We start from the raw sequence: 17,381 nt of genomic DNA on the forward strand, positions 1-17,381 counted from the left end.
GGCATAACAGTCAAACATTTTACGACTGACCCACCGCTATCGGGAGCAAGCCCCCTCCCACAGTAGATTGCATTCCAACAGCAGATCCGGGAGGTTCTGAATATGCGTATCGCACTTGATCCTTATATGTACCGTCACTTGCCGCTCGGCCAAATGGTCGACAAGGTCGCCGAGCTTGGTTATCAGCACATTGAGCTGTCACCGCGCGAGGACTTCCTGCCGTTCTACAAGGCCGCGCGCGTCGACCGTGCGCGCATCAAGGAGTTTCGCAAGGCCTTGAGCGATGCCGGCGTGCAACTCTCCTCGCTGCTGCCGATGTACCACTGGGCCGCTGCCGACGAAGGCCTGCGCGTGGCCGCGGTGCGCAACTGGAAACGCGCGATCCAGATCGCCGTGGAAATGGACTGCGAGTTGGTCAATACCGAATTCACCGGCCAGTCCGACAACCCACTGGTCTGCGAAAACCAGTTCATGCGCTCGATGGACGAGCTGATGCCGGAGTTCGAACGCGAGGGCGTCAAGCTGGATATTCAGGCGCACCCGTATGACTTTTGCGAGCGTAACAACGAGTCGGTGGACATTATCCGCGGGCTCGACCGCGATTGGATCAACTACCTCTACGCCGCGCCGCACACGTTCTTTTATGACGATGGCAAAGGCGATATTGCCGCAATGCTCAAGTACGCCGGTTCCAAGCTCAGCCATCTGATCATTGCCGACACGTATAACCATCGCGCGTCGTCCAACCTGCGTTATATCGTCAACCCGCCGGGCGTGACCGCGACTGTGCACCAGCACTTGGACATCGGCCAGGGCGAGGTCAACTGGGACGCGTTTTTCGGCACCTTGCGCGAGATCAAGTTCGACGGCATTGCCACCGTCTCGGTGTTCGCCTGGGAAGACCGGCCGGACCAATCCAGCCGAATGATGCTGGAGCGGGTTACCCGTGAGCTGTGCCAGTAAGGCGCTAATTCAAACAAGGAGAATGTATGCGAATCGGACTAGTCGGCTACGGCCACGGTGGCCGGTTTTTTCACGCACCGTTGATAGCCACCCTGGCAGGCGCAACGTTTGTTGGCGTGGTAACGCGCTCGCCCGAGCGGCGCCAACAACTGGCGACTGATCACCCGGGCCTCAAGGCTTTTGATTCAATCGCCCAGATCGTCGCGGCGGGTGTCGATGCCCTGGTGATTTCCACCACCCTTAAAGGCCGCCCGGCGCTGGTGCTGGAAGCCATCGAGCATGGGGTTGCGGTGGTCAGCGACAAACCTTTCGCCAGCAACGCCGAACAGGCCCACGCCTTGATCACCGCCGCCGAGCGCCAGGGCGTGCTGCTCAGCGTCTACCAGAACCGGCGCTGGGACTCGGATTTTTTGACCTTGCGCAAACTGATCGACGCCGGTGCCTTGGGCGCCGTCACGCGTTTTGAGTCGCGCGTAGAACGCTTCAACCCGCAAGCGGTGGGCAATGCCAGCGGTGGCGGCTGGCTGCGCGACCTCGGCAGCCACCTCGTGGACCAGGCGCTGCAACTGTTCGGCCCGGTGGACCGGGTGTTCGCGCAATTGCAGTTCAGCGCCGAACACCCGACCCTCGACCATGCTTTTTTCGTCTCGCTGACCCACGCCAACGGGGTGGTTTCGCACCTGTGGGGCAGTGCGCTGCAAAACAGCCAGGGCCCGCGCTTTCGCGTCAGCGGCACGCTGGGTTGCTACACGGTGGAGGGCCTGGACGGTCAGGAAGACGCGCTGATGGCCGGCAAGTCGCCGAAAACCGAAGGCGAACACTGGGGCGCAGAAGAACATCGGCGCTGGGGCTGGTTTGAACAAGGCGCAGAGCGCGAGCGCGTACCCTCCGAGAAAGGTTGCTGGACGCAGTTCTATCGCCAGTTGCAAAGTGCTGTGAACGGGCAGGGGCCGCTGCCGGTAGACGCCTGTGATGCGCTGGAAACCACCCGTATATTGGACGCCGCACGCCTCAGTAATGAGCGCCAGCAGGTGGTTTCTACAAAAATAGAATAAAATTCTAAAATAGGTTGATATGGAAATTATTTTCCAATAAAGTCTTTTCCAGGTTGCATAAAGTACGTTCGAACTCGATTCGCGCGACTCAACAAAAACAAGATCAAAAACAACCAGGTACCGTCAGATGAAAATCTTCAACGCTGTACTGCGAGTTTTACGCCCTGCCCAAGCGCCACGCGGTCTGCCCCGCGCCCGGCCGTTCTACTTCTCCTTCCTTAATGTGCTGTGCGTCGAAAACCAGGGCGCGCTGGTCTGCTGCATTCCAGGCGCACCGATCGTTCGATTACCGTCTTCGCACGCCCCGCTCTGATAAACGCAACGTCCAAAAAACCAACAATAATGTGGAGACAGACCGTTCATGAAGACCCCGATCCGTTTTACCGCGCTGGCCTTGTCCATGCTGCTTGCCAGCGGCGTTGCCGGCGCCGCCGACATCAAGGTGGGCGTGAGCATGTCCGCTTTCGATGACACCTTTTTGACCTACTTGCGCGAGGACATGGACAAGCAAGCCAAGTCCTACCCCAAGGGCGATGGCGTGCAACTGCAGTTTGAAGATGCCCGCGCCGACGTGGTCAAGCAACTGAGCCAGGTCGAGAACTTTATCAGCCAAAAAGTCGACGCCATCATCATCAACCCGGTCGATACCGCCTCGACCAAAAACATCATCAATGCCGCGACCAAGGCCGGCATTCCATTGGTGTTCGTCAACCGCCGCCCCGATCAGAAAGATTTGCCCAAGGGCGTGGTCGCCGTGACCTCGGATGATATTGAAGCCGGTCGCCTGCAAATGCAGTACATCGCCGAAAAACTCGGCGGCAAGGGCAAGATTGTGATCTTGCTCGGTGACCTCGCGAACAACGCCACCACCAACCGCACCAAGGGCGTTAAGGAGGTGCTGGCCAAATACCCCGGCATCACCATCGAGCAGGAGCAGACCGGCGTTTGGCTGCGTGACAAAGGCATGACCCTGGTCAACGATTGGCTGACCCAGGGGCGTGAGTTTAATGCGGTGGTGGCCAACAACGATGAGATGGCGATTGGCGCATCAATGGCGCTGAAGTCGGCAGGCACCAAGCCTGGCAGCGTATTGATTGCGGGCGTGGACGGCACACCGGACGGTTTGAACGCGATTACCAAGGGCGACATGGCCGTGTCGGCGTTCCAGGACGCCAAGGGCCAGGCGGTCGGTTCGGTTGAAGCCGCGCGCAAGATGGCCAGGCACGAGCCGGTTGAGCAGAACGTGATTATTCCGTTCCGGCTGATCACCCCGGACAACGTCAAAGACTTCAAATAGCCTTTCATAACAACAATAAGCGGGCAGGGCGGCCACGCACGGTCGCCCTTCCGATGGAGTACCCCCTATGCTTGCTCAAGCCACTGTCTCGCAGCCGCCCGGTGTGCAGCCGTTGCCGCTGGAAGAACCCTACCTGCTGGAAATCGTCAACATCAGCAAAGGCTTTCCCGGCGTCGTGGCCCTTGCCGACGTGCAACTGCGCGTGCGCCCAGGTTCAGTGCTGGCGCTGATGGGCGAGAACGGTGCGGGCAAGTCGACGCTGATGAAAATCATCGCCGGTATCTACCAGCCCGACGCCGGGGAAATTCGCCTGCGTGGCAAGCCCATCGTATTTGAATCACCGCTGGCGGCACAAAAGGCCGGGATCGCGATGATCCACCAGGAACTCAACCTGATGCCGCACATGAGCATCGCCGAAAATATCTGGATCGGCCGTGAGCAGCTCAACAGCTTGCACATGGTCAACCACCGCGAAATGCACCGCTGCACCGCCGAGTTGCTGGCGCGCTTGCGCATCAACCTGGACCCCGAGGAACACGTCGGCAACCTGAGCATCGCCGAGCGGCAGATGGTCGAGATTGCCAAGGCGGTGTCCTACGACTCTGACATCCTGATCATGGATGAGCCGACCTCGGCCATCACCGAAAAGGAAGTGGCCCACCTGTTTTCGATCATTGCCGACCTCAAGTCGCAAGGCAAAGGCATCGTTTACATCACCCACAAAATGAATGAAGTGTTCGCCATCGCCGATGAAGTCGCGGTGTTTCGTGACGGCCACTATATCGGCTTGCAGCGCGCCGACAGCATGAACAGCGACAGCCTGATTTCAATGATGGTGGGGCGTGAACTGAGCCAGTTGTTCCCGGTGCGCGAGACGCCGATCGGTGAGCTGTTGCTGTCGGTGCGCGACCTGTGCCTGGACGGCGTGTTCAAGGACGTGTCGTTTGACCTGCACGCCGGTGAAATTCTCGGCATTGCAGGCTTGATGGGCTCGGGCCGCACCAACGTCGCGGAAACCATTTTTGGCATCACCCCCAGCAGCAGCGGGCACATCACCCTCGACGGCACGCCGGTACGCATCAGCGACCCGCACATGGCCATCGAGAAGGGTTTTGCGCTGTTGACCGAAGACCGCAAGCTCAGCGGGCTGTTCCCGTGCCTGTCGGTACTGGAAAACATGGAAATGGCGGTGCTGCCGCATTATTCCGGCAACGGCTTTATCCAGCAGAAAGCCCTGCGCGCGCTGTGCGAAGACATGTGCAAAAAGCTACGGGTGAAAACCCCCTCGCTTGAGCAATGCATCGACACCTTGTCCGGTGGTAACCAGCAAAAAGCCTTGTTGGCGCGCTGGCTGATGACCAACCCACGCTTGCTGATCCTCGACGAACCGACCCGTGGCATCGACGTGGGCGCCAAGGCCGAGATTTACCGTTTGATTGCCTTCCTCGCCAGCGAAGGCATGGCGGTGATCATGATTTCCTCCGAGCTGCCCGAAGTGCTGGGCATGAGTGACCGGGTGATGGTGATGCACGAGGGTGAGCTGATGGGCACCCTGGACCGTGCGGAGGCGACCCAGGAAAAAGTCATGCAGTTGGCGTCCGGTATGTCCGCAGTCCACTGACGAACCGCCGCGCGGGCCTGCGGTTGGCCCGTGCCACAGAATAAGAAGGTGATTGGCTATGAACGCAATAACAGACAACAAGCCGGCCACGGCACCGGTCAAGCAGCGCCGGCGCTTGCCGACCGAACTGAGCATCTTTTTGGTACTGATCGGCATCGGCCTGGTGTTTGAACTGTTCGGCTGGATCGTGCGTGACCAGAGCTTTTTGATGAACTCGCAGCGGCTGGTGCTGATGATCCTGCAAGTGTCGATCATCGGCCTGCTGGCAATCGGCGTGACGCAAGTGATCATCACCACCGGTATCGACCTGTCATCCGGCTCGGTGCTCGCGTTATCGGCGATGATCGCTGCGAGCCTGGCACAAACTTCTGATTTTTCGCGGGCGGTGTTTCCCAGCCTGACTGACTTGCCGGTATGGATTCCAGTGGCAATGGGCCTTGGCGTCGGGCTGCTGGCGGGGGCGATCAACGGCAGCATCATCGCCGTCACCGGCATCCCGCCGTTTATCGCAACGCTGGGCATGATGGTCTCGGCCCGTGGCCTGGCGCGTTACTACACCGAAGGCCAGCCGGTGAGCATGCTTTCGGACTCCTACACGGCGATCGGCCACGGCGCGATGCCGGTGATCATCTTCCTGGTGGTGGCGGTGATCTTCCACATTGCCCTGCGCTACACCAAATACGGCAAGTACACCTACGCCATCGGCGGCAACATGCAGGCGGCGCGCACCTCGGGCATCAACGTCAAGCGCCACCTGATCATCGTCTACAGCATCGCAGGCTTGCTCGCGGGCCTCGCCGGTGTGGTGGCATCGGCACGCGCCGCGACCGGCCAGGCCGGCATGGGCATGTCGTATGAGCTGGACGCGATTGCCGCAGCCGTCATCGGCGGCACCAGCCTGGCGGGCGGAGTAGGGCGCATCACCGGTACGGTGATCGGTGCACTGATCCTCGGCGTGATGGCCAGCGGGTTTACCTTTGTCGGCGTGGACGCGTACATCCAGGACATCATCAAAGGCCTGATCATCGTGGTCGCGGTGGTGATCGACCAGTATCGCAACAAGCGCAAGCTTAAGCGCTAACGCGCAGCGACAAGCGACAAGCTATAAGCGCAAGCGGCAAGCGGCAAGCTACAAGCTGTGAAACACAACTGGCTTGCAGCTTGTCGCTTGCAGCTTGCCGCTTATAGCTGCTTTCCGAACTTTCCTGCTATAAACGCACTCCGATAACCATTCGCCAAGCCCGTCCTGGTGCTTTTGGGGGTTAATTGGGAAAAATGCCTGTCATTTCAGTTGCTGAGCCCTCAAGTCGGCCTTAGACTGCCGCCCCTCGTAAATTGAGTGCCGAGTGGCGCTTGAAATGGACGGCGCCCTTCCGAGACCTGCAAAGGCCTGCCGGAACGCTCCCTTATTCGCCTTAATGCACGTATTTTTTAAGAGATATAAATGACAAAGGAAAAGTTGCTGGCCATGCCGGCGGATGACTACATGAATGCCGAACAGCACGCTTTTTTCGAGCAGTTGCTGCAAGACATGAAAGTGGAACACCACGCCCGCATTGAACAGAACCGCATCGCCATTGAAAGCCTGGACACCCCGGCTGACCCGGCTGACGCTGCTTCCGTGGAAGAAGAACGCACCTGGCTGGTAAATGCCATCGACCGCGACCAGCGTATGCTGCCGCAGCTTGAGCGTGCACTGGAACGCATCAAGGAAGATTCCTTCGGCTGGTGCGACGACAGCGGCGAGCCTATCGGCCTCAAGCGCCTGCTGATCAGCCCGACCACCAAGTACTGCATCGAAGCGCAAGAGCGCCACGAGCAGATCGACAAGCACCAGCGTCAAGCGTGATGCCGTAAAAATTGAGCGCCGTGCAGACGGCGCTCAAAGAAATACCATTTACCCCGCCTGTTTATTGTCCGGTTGCACGCTACCCCACTAAAGGCCCATGGATAATGGCCCAATAGTGGCGTTTAATGCAGGAACAATAACGACAAGCAGTGGGGTGATGACAATGGCTGGAGACGGACCTCTGATGGGCGCAGCAGTACCGCCGCAAACGGTGGTGCGCGTGCTGCCCGGCTGGCTGACGCCGCTTATGCAGAGCATCGCCTTGGCGGTTTTACTGCCGGGCCTGACGTTTGCCAGCTTGCCGATGTACCTCTGCCTGCCACTGGCCTTGCTGGTGATCTGGCTACCTTCCCTTAAGTCTCGAACCTCTCGCGCAGTGCCACCCCCGGCCGCCGATGCGCTTGGCGACCTGACCCGCGACCTGTCTTACACCACCAGTCATAACGCGCTGTCCGCTGCGGGCGTGGCCTATTCGGTCAAGCAATTGGCGGCCCGGTTGCAGTCGCAACTGAGTGCAGCCAAGCAAATCGTCAGCAGCGCCGAAGTCATGATTGGCACCGAAAAGATCAATTCGCAGCTTGGCCGCCAAGCCTTGGGCGCGGCCAGCCAAGCCCATCAGCGCAGCACGCAGGGGCGTGAAGTACTGGCCCAGTCGATCACCCGCATGCACCAGCTCAGCGAGCGCGCCAATGCCAGCCGCCAGTTGATCGAGGCCTTGAGCCAGCGCAGCGAAGAAATCCAGCGCGTGACCCTGGTGATCCAGTCCATCGCCAGCCAGACCAACTTGCTTGCGCTGAACGCGCCATCGAGGCGGCGCGCGCCGGCGAGCACGGGCGCGGGTTTGCGGTGGTCGCCGATGAAGTGCGTGGCCTGGCCGGCCGCACAGCGACGGCCACCGATGAAGTCGGGGTAATGGTCGCTGACATTCAGCAGCGCACCGCGCAAGTGGTGGAGCAAATTCGCCAACTGTCGACGGACCTGCACCTCGGCGTCGAGCAGGTCGAACACGCTGGCGAGCACCTGGAGAGCATTGCCAGCCTGGCGGCGGATGTGGAAGGGCAGGTGAGTGAAATTGCGCAGGGCACCGACACCAACCGTGCGCAGCTCGATAGCCTGTTCCATGCCGTAGAGCAGATGCGCAGCGATTTGTCGGTGAGCGACCAGCAGACCCGCCAACTTGCCGACGTCGCCGTGCAAATGGAAGGGCAGGCAGAAACCATCAGCGAACGCCTGGCTGAAGTCGGCTTGGACGATTATCACCAGCGCATCTACGACCTGGCCCGCGAAGGGGCCAGCCGGATTGCCGAACAGTTCGAGGCCGATGTACTGCAAAACCGTATCAGCCTGGATGACTTGTTCGACCGCAGCTACACGCTGATCCCGAACACTCGCCCGAGCAAATACCACACACGGTTCGATGGCTACACCGACCAAGTGTTGCCGGCGATCCAGGAGGCGCTGCTGCCGCGTCACGAAGGGCTGGTGTTTGCGATTGCCTGCACGCCGCAGGGCTACGTGCCGACGCACAACAAGGCGTTCTCTCATGCTCTGACCGGTGATGCGCAAACCGACGCGGTACAGAACCGCACCAAGCGCAAGTTTGACGACCGCACCGGTATTCGGTGCGGCAGCCATCAGCAAGCGGTGTTGTTGCAAACCTACACCCGCGACACCGGCGAGCTGATGCACGATTTGTCAGTGCCGATCATGGTCAAGGGGCGGCATTGGGGCGGGTTGCGCCTGGGCTACAAACCGGAAGAAGCAAGGAATGCACGCTAGGGATTGTTGCGGTTTATGCAATGGAGCTATTCAGCCGATAGCTTTTTCCGAGGGCTGGAAAACCGTAATATCGCAATTATTGTTAGCAGGCTAACTAAATGTTCGGAGAGGCTCCATGCAAAACAAAGTCGACGTGGCGGTGATGATCGGCAGTGGCGTACCCCAAGCGTTGCGTGCGCTCGGGCAGAAGGCTTGCTGGGTGGTGCTGTTGAATGGCGAGCAACGCGGCACGGCATTCGCCAGCCGCGGTGAAGCAGAGGAGTGCAGAACTGCCTGGGAATCCATGATGCAACTGGAGCAGCCAGCCAGCCTGCATTGAGTCGGCTTAGTGGGGCTGATGCAGGCGCTGGTTCAGCTCGTCGACGGGAATCGCCCATTCGGCGTCGTCACGCAGTTCTTCTTTCAAAAACGCCGCTTGTTGCGGCGTCCAGAACGGTGCATCGATCAACTTAACGTCTTCGGTCAGCGGGTGTGCGCCGATGAATGCGTCGATTGCCTCGGGTGTCGAGTCCAGGCCGAGCTGTTCGAACAGGGTTTCAAGCGTAGGGATTGGCGCGTCCATAGTGGGTTCTCCATGCAGGTTGATAGGTCTTGTGCATGTGAGGCTTGGGGCGCGGCAGAGTTCTACTGGATTTGTTCTGTTGAATGAAGTGTTCTATCGGATGAGGCGAGCAATCGGCGTGTCAGGAATTCAGCGCACCAGCGTCCACTTCGCTTTTCAGGGCTTTGGCCGAATCTTTTGCAGCGATGGCGGCGGCTTCGGCAGTTTTGAACCAACGATCTTTTTCTACCTGGTGCGTTATGATCTTGGTCAGCGGTGGTTTGGCCCGCATGATGATGACCGCTTGAAACTCGCCGTCTACTTCCCTCGCATCGCCATGGATGAAATATTCGCCAATATCAAATTCCGTCACGTATCGCCTTCCCTTCAAGGTAACTGCTCAAGGTAACTGCACTGATGAAACCTGACCCACAGCGGGGCAAACCTCAATCGACGGTTCAGTATGGCAGTAGTTGAGGGACGGTGGCGCAGTAAAGTTATTCGGCAGCCGAAACCACCCCGCCGTACTGGTCGTGCAAGCTGGCTTCGAGCATTTTGGCCAATTCGCAGGCGCGGCTATGATGACTGCGAAAACCTTTGATCCTGCCGCTGGTCACTTCCAGGATATGAAAAAAATTGCGGCCGGCGGGTACCACTTGGTAAAGAACTGAATTGGAGTACCCGTTCAGGCGGGGCAGGCAGTAGTATTGGCGCTCGTGTTGACGTGGTTGCATGGTCAGCTCCTGTCGATCGATCCTGTTGACCCACCAGCAGCGTTTCGGGTGGTTTTGAACCCTGCTGCTGTTTTAGTATTGTCGTCGGCAGTCGAAGCCTGGTTCCAGGCCAAGTATTTTGTTATGTGTTGGTTGTCGGAAACTGCGTTTTTATTTGGGTTATTCTCTGAAGCTCATCGGTCCGTATTCTCGGGCCGTTGAACCTGTGTTTTCCTGTAACGCCGGATGACCTGCAACAGGCCCATCGCGCGGGTCTGTACTAGTCTTGCAGCGCAACAGTGGGTTCTATTCAGTTTTTTAACGACTGTGTGATCGTGCCGTTAAGGCCGTTTTTTTGTGCTGTCCGCTCAGGCGGTCAGTGCTTTTTTTGATGTGGGGGCGTTTCCTTGGCAGTCAGTAATCTGGATATGCACGCGCTGTTCGTGCTGGGTGATTTGCGCGCAAAGTTGGTCAAACAGTTTCAATCTCGCTTCGTTTACATCACTGAACAGACGCCGGAAGGCATCTACATCGCCGAGATCGATACCGAAACGTCGTTGGTTGTGGATGACAAGCCGCGCCTGGAGCTCAAGGTCGGCGACCATTTTCGCGCCGCCGTGTTGCCTAGCCGTGAAGGCGGCAAGTTCGAACTGAAGTTTCGCGATATAAAGTTGACGGTGTACGGTCTGGGCGATTATGCCTTTGTCTCTTCGACCGAAGGTCAGGGCATCGTGTTCAAGGAAGGCCACAGCGTGATGCTGGTGTTTGCCGCCAATGAACAATTGCAGGAAGGCCTGACCAAAACCCTCAAAGCTGTCACCGGCAAGGCCGCCAAGTGGCGCAAGGGTGAGCTGGTGACCTTCAAGGCCAGCGAGTAATCGGTGAACCCGTTGTGTGTTTTTGCTCTCCCGGAACCTCTACTACAGTTGAGTTGACTTAACCAATGCGGGGTTTCGCGCATCAGCAGCAAAGCCGTCCGCCAGTGCTGTGAACACGCGAGGTGCAAAGGCATGAAAGGATTGAGATTGCTGTTGGCCGCGTCGCTGACGACCTGGGGGTTGTCGGTGGCCTCATTGCCGGTATCGGCTGCCCAGGCACCGGTGCATTTCGCCGACCTGAACTGGGAAAGCGGCAGCCTGATTACCGAGGTGTTGCGCTTTATCGTCGAGAAGGGCTACGACCTGCCCACCGATACCTTGCCCGGCACCACCATCACCCTCGAAACCGCGCTGGCGAAAAATGACATCCAGGTGATCGGCGAAGAATGGGCCGGCCGCAGCCCGGTATGGATCAAGGCCGAGGCCGAAGGCAAAGTGGTGGGCTTGGGCGACACGGTCAAGGGGGCCACCGAAGGCTGGTGGGTACCGGAATACGTGATCAAGGGCGACCCCGCGAAAGGCCTCAAACCGCTGGCCCCCGACCTCAAAAGCGTGCAAGACCTTGTGCGCTACAAGGACGTGTTCAAAGACCCCGAGTCACCAGGCAAGGGGCGCTTTCTCAACAGCCCCATTGGCTGGACCTCCGAAGTGGTCAACAAGCAGAAGCTCAAGGCTTACGGCCTGGACGACAGCTATGTGAATTTTCGCAGCGGTTCGGGCGCGGCCCTGGATGCCGAAATCGCGTCGTCTATCCGTCGCGGCAAACCGGTGTTGTTCTACTACTGGTCGCCGACGCCGCTGATGGGCCGCTACAAACTGATCCAGCTCGAAGAACCGCCGTTTGACGCCGATGCCTGGAAGACCCTGACCGACGCGGATAACCCAAACCCCCGGCCGACCCGCTCGCTGGCATCGAAGTTGAGCATTGGCGTGTCGACGCCGTTCCAGCAGGCCCATCCGCAGATTGCCGACTTTTTCACCAAGGTGCAGTTCCCCATCGAACCGCTTAACAAAGCCCTGGCTTCGATGAGCGAGCATCACACCGCGCCGCGTGAGGTTGCACAGGTGTTTCTCAAGGAACACCCAGAGGTGTGGAAGGCCTGGGTGACCGCCGACGTGGCGCAAAAAGTCGAGGCAAGCCTCAAGTAAAATGTGGGAGCAAACCCGCTCCCGCCGTTGTTTGCATTCCAGTTGAAATCACCCACGAAAAATTTCATTGCAAGAAAGTTTCTTAAATAAAAACGACTCGCATGCTTGCCCGATTTGCGCACTTGGCCGTCTTCGTTAATAGAACCTTTATTACGCAGGATTTCCCATGTCGCGCCTTGCTCGTCCCTTGCATCCGCTGGCCCTTTCGGTGGCGATGGCATTTGCCGCCGTGCCGTTGTTGACCGTCCAGTCGTCCTTCGCTGAAGAAAGCAGCAGCGCGTTGCGCGGTTTCTCGATTCCTGCCGGTGATTTGAGCCAAGCCCTCAATAGCCTGGCCGAGCAGGCCGGCCTGGTCCTGGCGTTTGATGCAAGCTTGACGCGCGGCAAGCGCAGCCAGGCATTGAGCGGGCAATACGACACCGACGCAGCGCTGACCCAATTGCTCGCCGGCAGCGGTTTGCAGGCGCTGAAAATCGGCACCGACCGCTACCGCCTCGAAGCGCTGCCGGATGCCGGCGGCGCCATGGAGTTGCAGGCCACCAACATCAGCGCTGCGTACGCCAGCGAAAGCCCCACCGGGCCGTCGCCGGTTATGTCGCGACCCGCAGCCTGTCGGGCACCAAGACCGATACCGCGCTGATCGAAACCCCGCAGTCGATCTCTATCGTGACCAAGGACCAGATGCGCGCGCAGAACGCCGAAAGCCTCAACCAGATTCTGCGTTACAGCGCCGCCGTCGTGCCGGAGACCCGTGGCGCCACGGCGTCGCGTCTCGACCAGCTAACCATCCGTGGCTTTGCGCCTGCCACCTACCTTGACGGCCTGCGTGTGCCTTCAAGCCGTGACGCCTTGCCACAAAAAGACGCCTTTGACCTGGAACGCGTTGAAGTGCTGCGCGGCCCGGCGTCGGTGCTGTACGGGCAGGGCACGCCCAGCGGGGTGATCAACATGGTCACCAAGCGCCCGCTGGATACAGCGTTTCATGAAGTCGGCGTTGAATACGGCACCTTCAACAAAAAGCGCACCACCTTCGACCTGAGCGGCCCGATGGACGACCAGGGCGTTTATTCCTACCGCCTGGCGGGGTTGTTCGACGATGCCGATGGCCAGGTCGAACACACCGAGACCCGTCGCCAATCGCTGTCGAGCGCCTTCACCTGGCGCCCGGACGATGCCACCTCGCTGACCCTGCTCGGGCATTATCAGAAGGACCCCAAAGGCGCGTCCTACGGCTCGGTGCCCGCGTGGGGCTCGGTGTTGCATAGCCCCACCGGGCGCAAGATCGACGTGGATTTTTACGACGGTGAAAACAACTTCGAAAAAAGTAACCGTGAGTATTATTCGGTCGGCTACGCGTTCGAACATCACTTCAACGATGTGTGGACCGTGCGCCAGAACGCGCGCTACCTGCGCGCCGAGGGCGTCTACCGGAGCATTTACAACAGCAACCTGAAGGCTGATTACCGCACCTCCAAGCGTTCGACCATCGCCACCGATGTCGACATGGACGCCTACACCCTCGACAACCAGTTACAAGCCAAATTCGACACTGGCCCGTTGCAGCACACGCTGTTGATGGGCCTCGATTACCAGAACACCAGCACCGACACCAAAGCCGGTTATGGCAATGGGACTGACCTGGACATCTTCGATCCGGTCTACGGCGCGCCCGTTACCACACCGGATTTCACCACCGACGCCACGTCGCGCAGCGAGCAGACCGGCGCTTACCTGCAAGAGCAAATGAAGTGGAATCAGTGGGTGCTGCTGCTGGGCGGTCGTTATGACTGGGCCAGCACCGACAGCACCACCACAACTATAAAATCCGGCGCCAAGAGCAAGTCGTCGCTGGACAGCAAGGCGTTTACCGGCCGTGTGGGCCTGGTTTACCTGTTCGACAATGGCCTGGCACCGTATGCCAGCTATGCCGAATCATTCAACCCGCAATCAGGCACCGGTTACGGCGGTTCGGTGTTCAAGCCCACCGAAGGCAAGCAGTACGAAATAGGCATCAAGTACCAGCCACCGGGCAGCAACAGCTTTATTACCGCGGCGATTTTTGACCTGCGCCAGAGCAACGTGCCGACGCTGGACCCGGACCCAAGCCACCTGTGCGGCAACGGCCGTTGCAGTATCCAGGACGGCGAACAACAATCGCGTGGCTTTGAGCTGGAAGGCAAAGCCAGCCTCAACGACAACCTCGACATTACGGCGGCCTACGCCTACCTGGACAACCGCGCCAGCAAGTCCAACAGCACCGTGCAATACGCGCCCATCAGCGACATCGGCACCGGCCCGGCCATTCCCGTCGAAGGCACCACCACCTATGGCGTGCCGCGCCATACGGCGTCGGCGTGGGCCGACTACACCTTCCACGACGGCCAGCTCAAAGGCTTTGGCGTGGGCGCGGGTGCGCGCTATGTCGGTTCGTCCTGGGGCGATACCGCCAATACCTTGAAGGTGCCGGGCTACACCTTGGTCGATGCGGCCGTGCACTACGACATCCCGAATATCGCCAACCCCAAAGACAATCTGCGCCTGGCGCTGAACGCCACCAACTTGGCGAATAAAGAGTATGTCGCGTCGTGCTACTCGTATTCGTGGTGCTGGTATGGCTCGCAGCGCACTGTGCAGGCGAGCGCAACGTACCAGTGGTGACACGCCACCGATAAGGCAATTTAATGGCCCCTTTGTAAGCAAATTCTCGCCAGAATCACTTTTATTTTCAGGTGGTTAGGCGGGGATGCTGATGCGCAATGTTGGAATCATGCTGATTGCTTGTTCCTTGGCTGGCGGCGCGGCTGCCGTGCAAGCGCGCGAATTGCGCGAGGGTGACAAATACATGTGCAGCTGGGGCGCAGGCACTGCCGCGAGGGCACAGGAACTCAAGTTATCGGGCGTGTCGCTGTACGCGGCGCGGCAGAAGATTCAAACCATAAAGTTTAACAAGTCGTGGATGCGCATGATGGCCATGGGCATTACCGAACAGACCTATGACAGTAGCTCGCGGCTTAAACCCGAGGCGATTCGCACAAGCTTTTATCAGGATTGCCTGCGCTACAAAGTGGCGCGTAAATAATCGACTGCCTGAACGGCATGCAGTTGCAAGGGTTCATAGGCGCCGCACAAACGCTTTGACGATGTGCCGGGTGGCGTCGGTCGTGTCCAGCTCGTCCATGGCGCCGTAGGCGTGCCAGCGGCAATCAACGATCTCGTTGCGCGGCCGCGCGTCAGCAATATTGACCACCGAGGCTTCGAACACATGGTGCACGGTGTCGCGTGCTTTCAACTCCTGCAAGTACAGCAAGCCGTCTACGTTCAACCCGGTTTCTTCTTCGAGCTCGCGTTCAGCCGCGCCGACCGGGCGCTCGTTGCGCTCGACCCTGCCGCCCGGCAACGCCCATTTTGATCTGGCCTTGCGCACAAACAGGATATGCCCCTCGTGTTCGCAAATCACCGTTGCCCTAATTTTCATCGTGTGTGCCCTCACAACGGCATGACTGTCATAAAAGTGTAATGCAATTGTCATGCTTGATGCGGCTGGCGTACCCCCGTTTTGATGTGGATACTGACCGATTGATAGAAACGGACGAGGACTACAGATGAACACCGTACGTTGGGGCATGATCGGCTGTGGCAGTGTCACTGAAGTCAAGAGTGGACCCGCATTCTACAAAGCGCCAGGTTCGGCGCTGGTTGCGGTGATGGGGCGCCGTGAGGAGGCTGTGCGCGATTATGCGGCACGCCACGGCATCGCGCGTTTCTACACCGACGCCCAGGCATTGATCGACGACCCCGAAGTAGACGCGGTGTACATCGCCACACCGCCCGACAGCCACCTTGAATACAGCCTGATGGTGGCGGCGGCGGGCAAGCACTGCTGCGTCGAGAAACCCATGTCACTCAACGCCGAGCAAAGCGCGTTGATGCAGCGCACATTCGAACGTGCCGGGCTGCATTTGTTTGTGTCCTACTACCGCCGTTCGTTGCCGCGCTTCCAGCAAGTGCGCGACTGGCTGCGCGAAGGGCGCATCGGTGAATTGCGTCAGGTGAGCTGGACCCTGTGCAAGCCCCCGGGCGCCGCAGACGCGAGTGCCGCCAATTGGCGCACCGACCCCGCCATCGCCGGCGGCGGCTACTTTGCCGACCTGGCCAGCCACGGCTTTGACCTGTTCCAGTTCCTTGCCGGCGACATTGTTGAGGTCACCGGGTTTACCGCGCGACAGGTTGGGAATTATGCGGCGGAGGATGCGGTAACGGCGTGCTGGACCTTCGGTTCCGGCGCGCTCGGCATGGGCTGCTGGAACTTTGTGGCGGACCGCCGCGAAGACCGCGTCGAGCTGATCGGCAGCCGCGGGCGCATTACCTTCGCGGTGTTTGAAGACCAGCCGCTGCGCCTGGAAGGCGAGGTTGACGAGGTACTTGAAGTGCCTTGCCATGCCCATATCCAGTGGCACCACGTGCTGGCCATGAACGCGCACATACGTGGGGACGCCGAGCATCCTTCACTGGCGATCGAGGCGTTGAAGACTGACCGGATTCTGGACAAGGTGCTGCTGCGCAATCCGAACCTTCCCGGGTAGCTTTCCACACCGATGGGTTGCAGTTGGCTGCTGGCGGACGCGGCCACTGTTCTCGACAATGTTCGCTTTTTTTCAAGGACCACGCGGATGAAACACACGGCAGCCTGGAGTGCACTTTGGCTGGTGCTGGCCTGTACGGTGACGCAGGCGGCACCGCGCGAGCAGCGCCCGGCAGGCGATTTTGATTTTTATGTGCTGTCGCTGTCGTGGTCGCCGACCTTCTGCCTGACACACCCGAACAATGAGCAGTGCTCGGGCAAAGGCTACGGTTTTGTGCTGCATGGTCTGTGGCCGCAATACGCCAAAGGCGGGTGGCCGGCGTCGTGTGATGCGCAATCGCGGCTGTCTGCGGATGAGCTGGCCAAGGGCGCGTTGATGTTCCCCACGCAAGCGTTGCTCAAGCATGAGTGGGCCAAACATGGCACCTGCAGCGGGCTTGGCGCTTCGGGCTATCTGGACGCGACCGATGAGGCATTGGCGACCGTGCACATTCCGCAGCAACTGCAGCCGTTCAACGTACCGACTTATCTGGCGGCACGCGACATCGAGAAGCTGTTTCGTGAGAGCAACCCGGGCATTGGGTGACCATGGTGTGGCGGTCATCTGCAAGGGCAAGGTGCTGTCCGAAGTGCGCGTGTGCCTGAGCAAAGAGCTGCGCTTTGCGGGCTGCCCCAAGAGTGTCAAAACCCAGTGCCGTGCGGGAGATATTCGCGTTCCGGTACAACGCTGAAAAGCGGGTTCAGAGTGGTTGAAGCAGATCAAGGGCGGGTTTTGCATACGCGGCAGATCTGCTTTTTTTGCTTTTTGTGGGAGGGGCTTGCTCCCGATAGCAGTTTTACAGTTCAGATACATGAGTTGACTGACCCACCGCCATCGCGAGCAAGCCCGCTCCCACATTGGTTCGGCGCTGTTAGATAGACTGCAGCAGCGCTTCGATCTGTTCGAAGCTTGGG

16 protein-coding genes and 3 pseudogenes are annotated in these 17,381 nt (G+C 59.3%); 15 read left to right on the forward strand and 4 right to left on the reverse strand.

Annotated elements, in window-relative coordinates; all coding sequences use genetic code 11:
• Positions 1–102 precede the first annotated feature (102 nt).
• The 9 genes and pseudogenes from F0169_RS03495 to F0169_RS03535 all read left to right on the forward strand — a co-directional run bounded on the left by F0169_RS03495 (position 103) and on the right by F0169_RS03535 (position 8,883).
• Complete coding sequence (locus F0169_RS03495; RefSeq protein WP_152745584.1) at positions 103–963, forward strand: sugar phosphate isomerase/epimerase family protein; 861 nt, start codon at positions 103–105, stop codon at positions 961–963.
• A 26-nt stretch (positions 964–989) separates the two neighbouring features.
• On the forward strand, positions 990–2,018 hold the full coding sequence (locus F0169_RS03500) for a Gfo/Idh/MocA family protein (RefSeq protein ID WP_152745586.1): 1,029 nt from the start codon (positions 990–992) through the stop codon (positions 2,016–2,018).
• A gap of 127 nt (positions 2,019–2,145) precedes the next feature.
• Complete coding sequence (locus F0169_RS27680) at positions 2,146–2,331, forward strand: hypothetical protein (protein ID WP_082648980.1); 186 nt, start codon at positions 2,146–2,148, stop codon at positions 2,329–2,331.
• Positions 2,332–2,379: 48 nt separating this feature from the next.
• Complete coding sequence (locus tag F0169_RS03510; RefSeq protein WP_122250004.1) at positions 2,380–3,315, forward strand: sugar ABC transporter substrate-binding protein; 936 nt, start codon at positions 2,380–2,382, stop codon at positions 3,313–3,315.
• A gap of 67 nt (positions 3,316–3,382) precedes the next feature.
• On the forward strand, positions 3,383–4,936 hold the full coding sequence (locus F0169_RS03515) for a sugar ABC transporter ATP-binding protein (RefSeq protein ID WP_058411641.1): 1,554 nt from the start codon (positions 3,383–3,385) through the stop codon (positions 4,934–4,936).
• A gap of 58 nt (positions 4,937–4,994) precedes the next feature.
• The gene (locus F0169_RS03520) at positions 4,995–6,017 is read left to right on the forward strand and encodes an ABC transporter permease (protein WP_058411640.1); all 1,023 of its coding nucleotides are present in this window, start codon (positions 4,995–4,997) and stop codon (positions 6,015–6,017) included.
• 363 nt (positions 6,018–6,380) lie between these two features.
• The gene (locus tag F0169_RS03525) at positions 6,381–6,785 is read left to right on the forward strand and encodes a TraR/DksA family transcriptional regulator (RefSeq protein WP_058411639.1); all 405 of its coding nucleotides are present in this window, start codon (positions 6,381–6,383) and stop codon (positions 6,783–6,785) included.
• A gap of 745 nt (positions 6,786–7,530) precedes the next feature.
• Positions 7,531–8,564 (forward strand): annotated as a pseudogene (locus F0169_RS28260) (methyl-accepting chemotaxis protein); the annotation flags it as partial.
• 115 nt (positions 8,565–8,679) lie between these two features.
• Positions 8,680–8,883, forward strand: coding sequence for a hypothetical protein (locus F0169_RS03535; protein WP_058411637.1), 204 nt, complete (start codon positions 8,680–8,682; stop codon positions 8,881–8,883).
• Between the two features lie 6 nt (positions 8,884–8,889).
• Here the strand turns inward: F0169_RS03535 and F0169_RS03540 are convergent, their stop codons facing one another.
• The 3 genes from F0169_RS03540 to F0169_RS03550 form a co-directional block, all read right to left on the reverse strand.
• A complete protein-coding gene (locus tag F0169_RS03540; protein WP_058411636.1) occupies positions 8,890–9,126 on the reverse strand; it encodes a DUF2789 domain-containing protein in 237 nt (78 codons plus the stop codon).
• A gap of 121 nt (positions 9,127–9,247) precedes the next feature.
• Positions 9,248–9,478 (reverse strand): hypothetical protein, encoded by a 231-nt coding sequence (locus F0169_RS03545; protein ID WP_058411635.1) that lies wholly within the window; start codon positions 9,476–9,478, stop codon positions 9,248–9,250.
• 124 nt (positions 9,479–9,602) lie between these two features.
• On the reverse strand, positions 9,603–9,839 hold the full coding sequence (locus F0169_RS03550) for a hypothetical protein (protein ID WP_058411634.1): 237 nt from the start codon (positions 9,837–9,839) through the stop codon (positions 9,603–9,605).
• 407 nt (positions 9,840–10,246) lie between these two features.
• Here F0169_RS03550 and F0169_RS03555 point away from each other — a divergent pair, with 407 nt between their 5' ends.
• The 4 genes and pseudogenes from F0169_RS03555 to F0169_RS03570 all read left to right on the forward strand — a co-directional run bounded on the left by F0169_RS03555 (position 10,247) and on the right by F0169_RS03570 (position 14,924).
• The gene (locus F0169_RS03555) at positions 10,247–10,696 is read left to right on the forward strand and encodes a hypothetical protein (RefSeq protein ID WP_058411633.1); all 450 of its coding nucleotides are present in this window, start codon (positions 10,247–10,249) and stop codon (positions 10,694–10,696) included.
• Positions 10,697–10,828: 132 nt separating this feature from the next.
• Positions 10,829–11,845 (forward strand): ABC transporter substrate-binding protein, encoded by a 1,017-nt coding sequence (locus F0169_RS03560; RefSeq protein WP_152745590.1) that lies wholly within the window; start codon positions 10,829–10,831, stop codon positions 11,843–11,845.
• A 166-nt stretch (positions 11,846–12,011) separates the two neighbouring features.
• Positions 12,012–14,503 (forward strand): annotated as a pseudogene (locus F0169_RS03565) (TonB-dependent siderophore receptor).
• Positions 14,504–14,594: 91 nt separating this feature from the next.
• Positions 14,595–14,924: a hypothetical protein gene (locus F0169_RS03570; RefSeq protein WP_058411689.1), complete on the forward strand. Its 330-nt coding sequence runs from the start codon at positions 14,595–14,597 to the stop codon at positions 14,922–14,924.
• A gap of 33 nt (positions 14,925–14,957) precedes the next feature.
• Here the strand turns inward: F0169_RS03570 and F0169_RS03575 are convergent, their stop codons facing one another.
• On the reverse strand, positions 14,958–15,320 hold the full coding sequence (locus F0169_RS03575; protein WP_058411630.1) for an NUDIX hydrolase: 363 nt from the start codon (positions 15,318–15,320) through the stop codon (positions 14,958–14,960).
• 127 nt (positions 15,321–15,447) lie between these two features.
• Between F0169_RS03575 and F0169_RS03580 the strand changes: the two genes are divergently transcribed.
• Positions 15,448–16,428 carry a Gfo/Idh/MocA family protein gene (locus F0169_RS03580; RefSeq protein ID WP_058411629.1) on the forward strand — a complete coding sequence of 327 codons (981 nt, stop codon included), beginning with the start codon at positions 15,448–15,450 and terminating at the stop codon, positions 16,426–16,428.
• An 87-nt stretch (positions 16,429–16,515) separates the two neighbouring features.
• Positions 16,516–17,158 (forward strand): annotated as a pseudogene (locus F0169_RS03585) (ribonuclease T2 family protein).
• Positions 17,159–17,381: the final 223 nt, after the last annotated feature.

The sequence above is a fragment of the Pseudomonas kitaguniensis genome (genome assembly GCF_009296165.1).
GTDB lineage: Bacteria > Pseudomonadota > Gammaproteobacteria > Pseudomonadales > Pseudomonadaceae > Aquipseudomonas > Aquipseudomonas kitaguniensis.

Bases quoted from the DNA above. Each gene is read 5' to 3' on its own strand.
- F0169_RS03550 (WP_058411634.1), bottom strand. From the start codon at position 9,839: ATGCAACCACGTCAACACGAGCGCCAATACTACTGCCTGCCCCGCCTG.
- F0169_RS03500 (WP_152745586.1), top strand. From the start codon at position 990: ATGCGAATCGGACTAGTCGGCTACGGCCACGGTGGCCGGTTTTTTCAC.
- F0169_RS03525 (WP_058411639.1), top strand. From the start codon at position 6,381: ATGACAAAGGAAAAGTTGCTGGCCATGCCGGCGGATGACTACATGAAT.
- F0169_RS03510 (WP_122250004.1), top strand. From the start codon at position 2,380: ATGAAGACCCCGATCCGTTTTACCGCGCTGGCCTTGTCCATGCTGCTT.
- F0169_RS03495 (WP_152745584.1), top strand. From the start codon at position 103: ATGCGTATCGCACTTGATCCTTATATGTACCGTCACTTGCCGCTCGGC.
- F0169_RS03570 (WP_058411689.1), top strand. From the start codon at position 14,595: ATGCGCAATGTTGGAATCATGCTGATTGCTTGTTCCTTGGCTGGCGGC.
- F0169_RS03520 (WP_058411640.1), top strand. From the start codon at position 4,995: ATGAACGCAATAACAGACAACAAGCCGGCCACGGCACCGGTCAAGCAG.
- F0169_RS03515 (WP_058411641.1), top strand. From the start codon at position 3,383: ATGCTTGCTCAAGCCACTGTCTCGCAGCCGCCCGGTGTGCAGCCGTTG.
- F0169_RS03560 (WP_152745590.1), top strand. From the start codon at position 10,829: ATGAAAGGATTGAGATTGCTGTTGGCCGCGTCGCTGACGACCTGGGGG.
- F0169_RS03540 (WP_058411636.1), bottom strand. From the start codon at position 9,126: ATGGACGCGCCAATCCCTACGCTTGAAACCCTGTTCGAACAGCTCGGC.
- F0169_RS03535 (WP_058411637.1), top strand. From the start codon at position 8,680: ATGCAAAACAAAGTCGACGTGGCGGTGATGATCGGCAGTGGCGTACCC.
- F0169_RS03575 (WP_058411630.1), bottom strand. From the start codon at position 15,320: ATGAAAATTAGGGCAACGGTGATTTGCGAACACGAGGGGCATATCCTG.
- F0169_RS27680 (WP_082648980.1), top strand. From the start codon at position 2,146: ATGAAAATCTTCAACGCTGTACTGCGAGTTTTACGCCCTGCCCAAGCG.
- F0169_RS03555 (WP_058411633.1), top strand. From the start codon at position 10,247: ATGCACGCGCTGTTCGTGCTGGGTGATTTGCGCGCAAAGTTGGTCAAA.
- F0169_RS03580 (WP_058411629.1), top strand. From the start codon at position 15,448: ATGAACACCGTACGTTGGGGCATGATCGGCTGTGGCAGTGTCACTGAA.